Genomic DNA, 5,010 nt, shown 5'->3' on the forward strand with positions numbered 1-5,010 from the left:
CGCGCAGCGGCTTCCTGACCCAGGCCCAGCAAGGCGACTACGCCTGGGCGCTGTGGCGGCCTTATTCGTGCTGCGAACGCCGGGGCCAGGTGTTCCTCGGCAGCGTCGATTTCCAATGAGGGTACGGCGATGAAGCGTCCTGAACTGATGAACCTCTCCACCAAGGCATGCCGCCTGCTGCGCCCCACAGTGCTGGCCGGCGCGCTCGCCCTGGGCTGCGGCCTCGCGTGGGCGCAGGCTGGCTTCCAGACCAGCGGCCCCGTCATCGGCGATGAAGTCATGTACTCGATCGGCGGCGGCAGCGCGGTATCCATGGGCCGCGCCGCCGGCATGCGCTCGATCGGGGTCGGCGTGGGCTGGAACAGCAATCTCATCTGCGGCGACATGAGCATCCAGACCACGCTGCGCAACCAGCTCAACGGCATCACGAACGGCTTCCAGCAGATCATGAGCAACGTGATCCAGAGCGCCACGAGCGCCGTGGCATCCCTGCCTGCGCTGATCATCCAGCGCGCCGATCCCGGTCTGTACAACCTGCTGACCAACGGCGTGCTGCAGGCGCGGCTGGATTTCGACCGCTCGAAGCTGACGTGCCGCGCCATGGCCGAGAGGATGGCCGACACGGCGGGCGGCCAGTTGGGCTGGAGTCAGATGGCCGAAGGCATGGCGTTGCGCGATGCGGTGTCGAGCACGGATGCCGTGTCGGCGATCGAGCAGGCCGAAACGCGCCGTGGCAACGATGGCGTGCCCTGGGTCGGCGGCAGCAATGCCGGTGGCGCGGGCCAGCCCGCCGTCCGGGTGGTCGGCGACGTGACCCGCGCGGGTTACAACCTCGTCAACGGCCGCGGCGTGACTGACACGTCCTCCATCGCGCCCACCAGTTGCGCAAGCCTGTCCTGCCAGACCTGGACGTCGCCGCAGCAGGCCACCGAATGGGCGACACGGGTGCTTGGGGAACAGGTGCAGCGCACCTGCGATGCCTGCACCAAGACCGAGACGGTGCCCGGCGTCGGACTGACGCCGCTGATCCAGGAGGAGTACGAGGAGAAACTGGAAGCCCTGCAGGAACTGGTCTCGGGGACGCGCAACACGACGTTCGAGCACTTGCGTGCGGCCGGCAGCACCTCGCTGCCCATTACGCGGGGCGTGATCGAGGCGCTGCGTGACGAGCCGGACAAGGAGCTGCTGGCGCGGCGCCTGGCATCGGAGGTCGCGCTGTCGTCGGTGTTGGAGAAAGCGTTGCTGCTCCAGCGCACGCTGCTGACCGGCAAGAAGGAACCCAACGTGGCGGCGAACCAGCTGGCGGTCGCGGCGGTGAACCACGAAAGCGACACGCTCGACCAGGAGATCCGCAACCTTAAGACCGAACTGGAACTGCGCCGCGAGCTGGCCAACAACTCGCCGATGGCCATCATCCAGCGCCACGGCACGCGCGCGGCCGGCTCGCGCGGCATCTACGAAGGCGACCCGGTGCCCGACCGCCTCGACCAGTTGCAGAAGGGCAACCCAGGGAGCCGGCCATGAGCACGACCTCGTGGCGCCCGCGCTGGCTGTTCAGCCGGCGCGTGGGGCAGGCACTGCTGTGGGCGGTGATGCTCGTCGCCGCGGCCGTGGGCGCCAACATCGTCGGTATCTACCTCGTCGGCAGCGTTGCTGGATGGGAGCAGTGGCTGGTGGCTGCCGCGGGCTACTTCCTGGTGTGGCGGTTGTGCCTGTATGGGGCGACGGCCTATGGCTGGGTCTGGATGCGCCGCCGGCTGCTGGCACGCGAGGAACAAAACGGGACAGATGGGCAGGCACGGCGCCGCCTGGTGCGCAGCGAGATCGCCGGCGTCTTCGCCATCGTGGTGCTGGAAGCCAGCCTGCTGATGCAGGGCTGAAGGGAGATTCGGGCCATGACGCTTTTCACGACCGACTACCTGGAGTACTACCTGACCCTCGTGTCCTGGATCGTCCATAACGGCATCTGGGCGGTGCTGGTCTCCAGCGGTGTCTTCGCGCTGCCGTTCGTTGCGATCATCGTGCAGGAATGGTTGAAGGCCCGCTCGGAGGGAGCCGACGAAGGCAACAAGGGTGTGCTCTCGGCTGCGCGCATCGAGAACCGGGTGTTCGTCGCCATCGTGGTGGTGATGTTTGCGGGCATCCCGTTCATCGACGTGGATCTCAACACCATCCAGTACGACAGCTCGCGCTCGGCCCAGTGCCAGGTCAGCGTGCCGCAGCCCACGGATACCGGCTGGTCGCAGTCCTTCAGCACCATCAACAACCAGAGTGCCAAGGTGCCGGTCTGGTGGGGTTTCATGCACGCGCTCTCGCGCGCCGTCACGGGGGCCTCGGTGGCCGCAATCCCGTGCGGCACCGATCTGCGGCAGATGCGCATGGAGATCGACGCCACGCGCATCGACGATCCGGTGCTGGCTCAGGAGGTGGCGGATTTCTCGCGCGACTGCTACGGGCCGGCGCGCGCCAAGCTGTTCATGCAGCGCCCGAACCTCGATGAGACGCAGATGCACGACGTGACCTGGATCGGTTCGCACTTCTTCACGGACACGAGCGGCTACTACGACACCTACCGCTCCAGCACGCCGCGCGACGACTGGCCCTACGACAGCACCCGCGATGCGGGGCTTGCGCAAGTGGCCAGCGGTGGCGGCTACCCGAACTGCAGGCAGTGGTGGGCCGACGGCAGCAACGGCCTGCGTGCGCGGCTGCTGGGGCAGGTGGACCCGAGCCTGTTGAATCGCCTGGCGGGCTGGGCCGGATTCCTGAGCCGTGCCGAGGTGGACGATTCCGTGATCCGCGCGATTGCCTCGCCACGGCAGCAGAAGCTCAACCAGGGTTCGGTCTATACCGACTACGGCGGCCAGATCGACAAGACCTTGCCGAACATCGTGACGCGCGCGGCTGGCGACGTCGGGATGGCCGTGGGGGCGGTCGCCGCGTTCCCGGCGATGGACGTGGTGCGCCAGGCGCTGCCCATGGTGCTCGCGCTGCTCAAGATGGCGCTCGTGATCTGCATCCCGCTGGTGCTGGTCGTGGGCACCTATGACCTGAAGACGGTCGTCACCGTGAGCGTCGTGCAGTTCGCGCTGTTCTTCGTGGATTTCTGGTTCCAGCTCGCACGCTGGGTCGATTCAACGATCTTGGATGCGCTCTATGGCTGGGGGTTCGGCTGGAACCGGCCGCACACCAACTTCGACCCGTTGGTGGGGCTGAACAATGCCTTCGGCGACATGCTTCTGATGTTCGTCATGGGCACGATGTTCATCGTGCTGCCCACGTTCTGGATCATGGCCTTGGCTTGGGCGGGTGTTCGCGCCGGGAATGTCCTGCAAGGCCTCGCCGGGGCAACGGGGGACGCCAAGGCTGCCGGAGGCAAGGGCGGAGGCATTGCGATCAATGCCATCTCAAAAAAGTGAGCAGCGCTACTCGTCGTCCTCGATGTGCGGATCGATTCGGAAACCATCGTAGGTGTACAGACCGAATCCAGCAGGCCCGTTGCGCCATTCCGGCTCGGTCGGGTCGTCGTCCAGGCCCGCATTGCGCGCCACCCATGCAGCCACCACCGCGGCCACCAGCAGCAGCGCCAGCCAAGACGCGGTGTACAGCAGCACACCAAGTGCGACCAGCTTGACCACCCACAATCCCATAGCGGCACCAACGACCGGCACCCCCTTGGAGGCGAGCCAGTTCGACAACCGTCGCTCGCCACGCACATAAGTGCGCCATCCACGACCGACGGTGCGGCCGAGGCGCTCCGAGGTGCTGATTCGGGTCGTCGTGTTCATGGTCGTCTCCTGCTACGTGAGGAATGCCTACTCCAGTTTGCTCCAATCCTGCCTGCTTACCTGTACCAATGCGTTCCAGTCGTCTGGCGGATTTCCCCGCCCGAGCATCTTCTCGAACACTGCGTATGGATCTGACTTGCTGCCCGATGACCGCAAGGTCTGCTCGTCGTTGACCCAGGCATATACGATGACCTTCGCCTTCGAGTCGTACCGGAAGAACAGCCGGTACCGTCTTCCAAGTTTGGCCCGCCGCCAATGGCGATAAGCCGGCCCCATGGTGTTGCCCTGACGATATTCGTCGCGGGCTGGATCGCCCGGCACCACATCTTGCATCAACTGGACCAAGGCCCGGAAGAACTTGACGTTGGCGTTGGACCCGAAGCGCTCCGGGTCGCTCTCTTGCGCACGCAGCACAGCTGCGCGCAGTTTCATCATCTGCTCGATCAAGTTGTCGTGGAACAGCAGCGTCCAGCCATGCTGTTGCATCAAATTTCCACGTCCTCATCGAAATCGTCGGCCAGGCTCACCTTGTGGCCCGCATGCTCTAGCATCGTGCGAGCCAGATCCTTCGGCAACCCGCGAATGTTCCGGCCAGCCTCAATATCGCGGGCCAGAAGGGTCAGGAACGCGGCAATGGCGGGGTCTTCGTGCTCGGCATCAGCACGGGTCACGACGACTTCACTGCCACGCAGCTCGAACGCGAGCTTGCTGCCGGTATCGGCGCCAAGCGCCTGCCGGATTGACTTGGGTAGCGTGATCTGGCCTTTGGAGGTCAGCGTGGCAACTTCATGAATGGCAGGCATGGCGGTTCTCCTGGAGGCAATGCCTGCATTGTAAGGAAACTTCCTTACATCGTCAATGCGGTGGGGCCTCATGGCGTCCTCCCGAGTCCAAGAATCGGCCCATCGTAGGCTGGGAACAGCCCGCCTTCCCGCATCAATCCGGCCCCGCTGCAACCCGCATTGGTGGTGGACGATCAACGCCTGGCGCCCTATACCCAAAGGCTGTTAAGGGCCAAAAGGCCGAAAGGGGAAGGGAATGGAGTGCAAGGGGAAAGGCCCTACCTCGAAAAAGCAAAAAGGCCTCCCGGTCGGCCCGCCATCAGGACACCCTCATGCTCTCCCTGTTCCAGCGAAAACGGGCCTCGGTCGCTGCCGCTCCGTCGCCAACGCCAGCCACTGATCTTCCGAAAGGGCTGCTGCGGCCCGAGTCGGCCGCATCC

At 65.2% G+C, this 5,010-nt stretch carries 6 protein-coding genes and 1 pseudogene; 4 read left to right on the top strand and 3 right to left on the bottom strand.

Annotated elements, in window-relative coordinates:
• From EKA13_RS25905 to EKA13_RS25920, 4 genes and pseudogenes are all read left to right on the top strand, one after another.
• A pseudogene (locus tag EKA13_RS25905) lies at nt 1-119 on the top strand (TIGR03756 family integrating conjugative element protein); the annotation flags it as partial.
• Nucleotides 120-129: 10 nt separating this feature from the next.
• On the top strand, nt 130-1,524 hold the full coding sequence (locus EKA13_RS25910; protein ID WP_003158650.1) for an integrating conjugative element protein: 1,395 nt from the start codon (nt 130-132) through the stop codon (nt 1,522-1,524).
• Nucleotides 1,521-1,880 (top strand): hypothetical protein, encoded by a 360-nt coding sequence (locus EKA13_RS25915; RefSeq protein ID WP_003158651.1) that lies wholly within the window; start codon nt 1,521-1,523, stop codon nt 1,878-1,880. The genes EKA13_RS25910 and EKA13_RS25915 overlap by 4 nt, the downstream gene beginning before the upstream one ends.
• 15 nt (nt 1,881-1,895) lie before the next feature.
• Nucleotides 1,896-3,419 carry a conjugal transfer protein TraG N-terminal domain-containing protein gene (locus tag EKA13_RS25920; RefSeq protein ID WP_003158652.1) on the top strand — a complete coding sequence of 508 codons (1,524 nt, stop codon included), beginning with the start codon at nt 1,896-1,898 and terminating at the stop codon, nt 3,417-3,419.
• Between the two features lie 6 nt (nt 3,420-3,425).
• Here EKA13_RS25920 and EKA13_RS25925 read toward each other — a convergent pair whose 3' ends face one another.
• From EKA13_RS25925 to EKA13_RS25935, 3 genes are read right to left on the bottom strand one after another with little or no spacing between them, the layout of a single operon-like run.
• Nucleotides 3,426-3,788 (bottom strand): DUF3742 family protein, encoded by a 363-nt coding sequence (locus EKA13_RS25925; RefSeq protein ID WP_003158653.1) that lies wholly within the window; start codon nt 3,786-3,788, stop codon nt 3,426-3,428.
• Between the two features lie 27 nt (nt 3,789-3,815).
• Nucleotides 3,816-4,274 carry a type II toxin-antitoxin system YhaV family toxin gene (locus EKA13_RS25930; protein ID WP_003158654.1) on the bottom strand — a complete coding sequence of 153 codons (459 nt, stop codon included), beginning with the start codon at nt 4,272-4,274 and terminating at the stop codon, nt 3,816-3,818.
• Nucleotides 4,274-4,591 (bottom strand): type II toxin-antitoxin system PrlF family antitoxin, encoded by a 318-nt coding sequence (locus EKA13_RS25935; RefSeq protein WP_003158655.1) that lies wholly within the window; start codon nt 4,589-4,591, stop codon nt 4,274-4,276. The genes EKA13_RS25930 and EKA13_RS25935 overlap by 1 nt, the downstream gene beginning before the upstream one ends.
• Between the last annotated feature and the right edge of the window lie 419 nt (nt 4,592-5,010).

The sequence above is a fragment of the Pseudomonas defluvii genome (assembly GCF_001695625.1).
Classification (GTDB): domain Bacteria; phylum Pseudomonadota; class Gammaproteobacteria; order Pseudomonadales; family Pseudomonadaceae; genus Aquipseudomonas; species Aquipseudomonas defluvii.

What these genes read in the sequence shown, in the direction of transcription:
- EKA13_RS25910 (WP_003158650.1), top strand. Translation starts at nt 130, where the DNA reads ATGAAGCGTCCTGAACTGATGAACCTCTCCACCAAGGCATGCCGCCTG.
- EKA13_RS25915 (WP_003158651.1), top strand. Translation starts at nt 1,521, where the DNA reads ATGAGCACGACCTCGTGGCGCCCGCGCTGGCTGTTCAGCCGGCGCGTG.
- EKA13_RS25920 (WP_003158652.1), top strand. Translation starts at nt 1,896, where the DNA reads ATGACGCTTTTCACGACCGACTACCTGGAGTACTACCTGACCCTCGTG.
- EKA13_RS25925 (WP_003158653.1), bottom strand. Translation starts at nt 3,788, where the DNA reads ATGAACACGACGACCCGAATCAGCACCTCGGAGCGCCTCGGCCGCACC.
- EKA13_RS25930 (WP_003158654.1), bottom strand. Translation starts at nt 4,274, where the DNA reads ATGCAACAGCATGGCTGGACGCTGCTGTTCCACGACAACTTGATCGAG.
- EKA13_RS25935 (WP_003158655.1), bottom strand. Translation starts at nt 4,591, where the DNA reads ATGCCTGCCATTCATGAAGTTGCCACGCTGACCTCCAAAGGCCAGATC.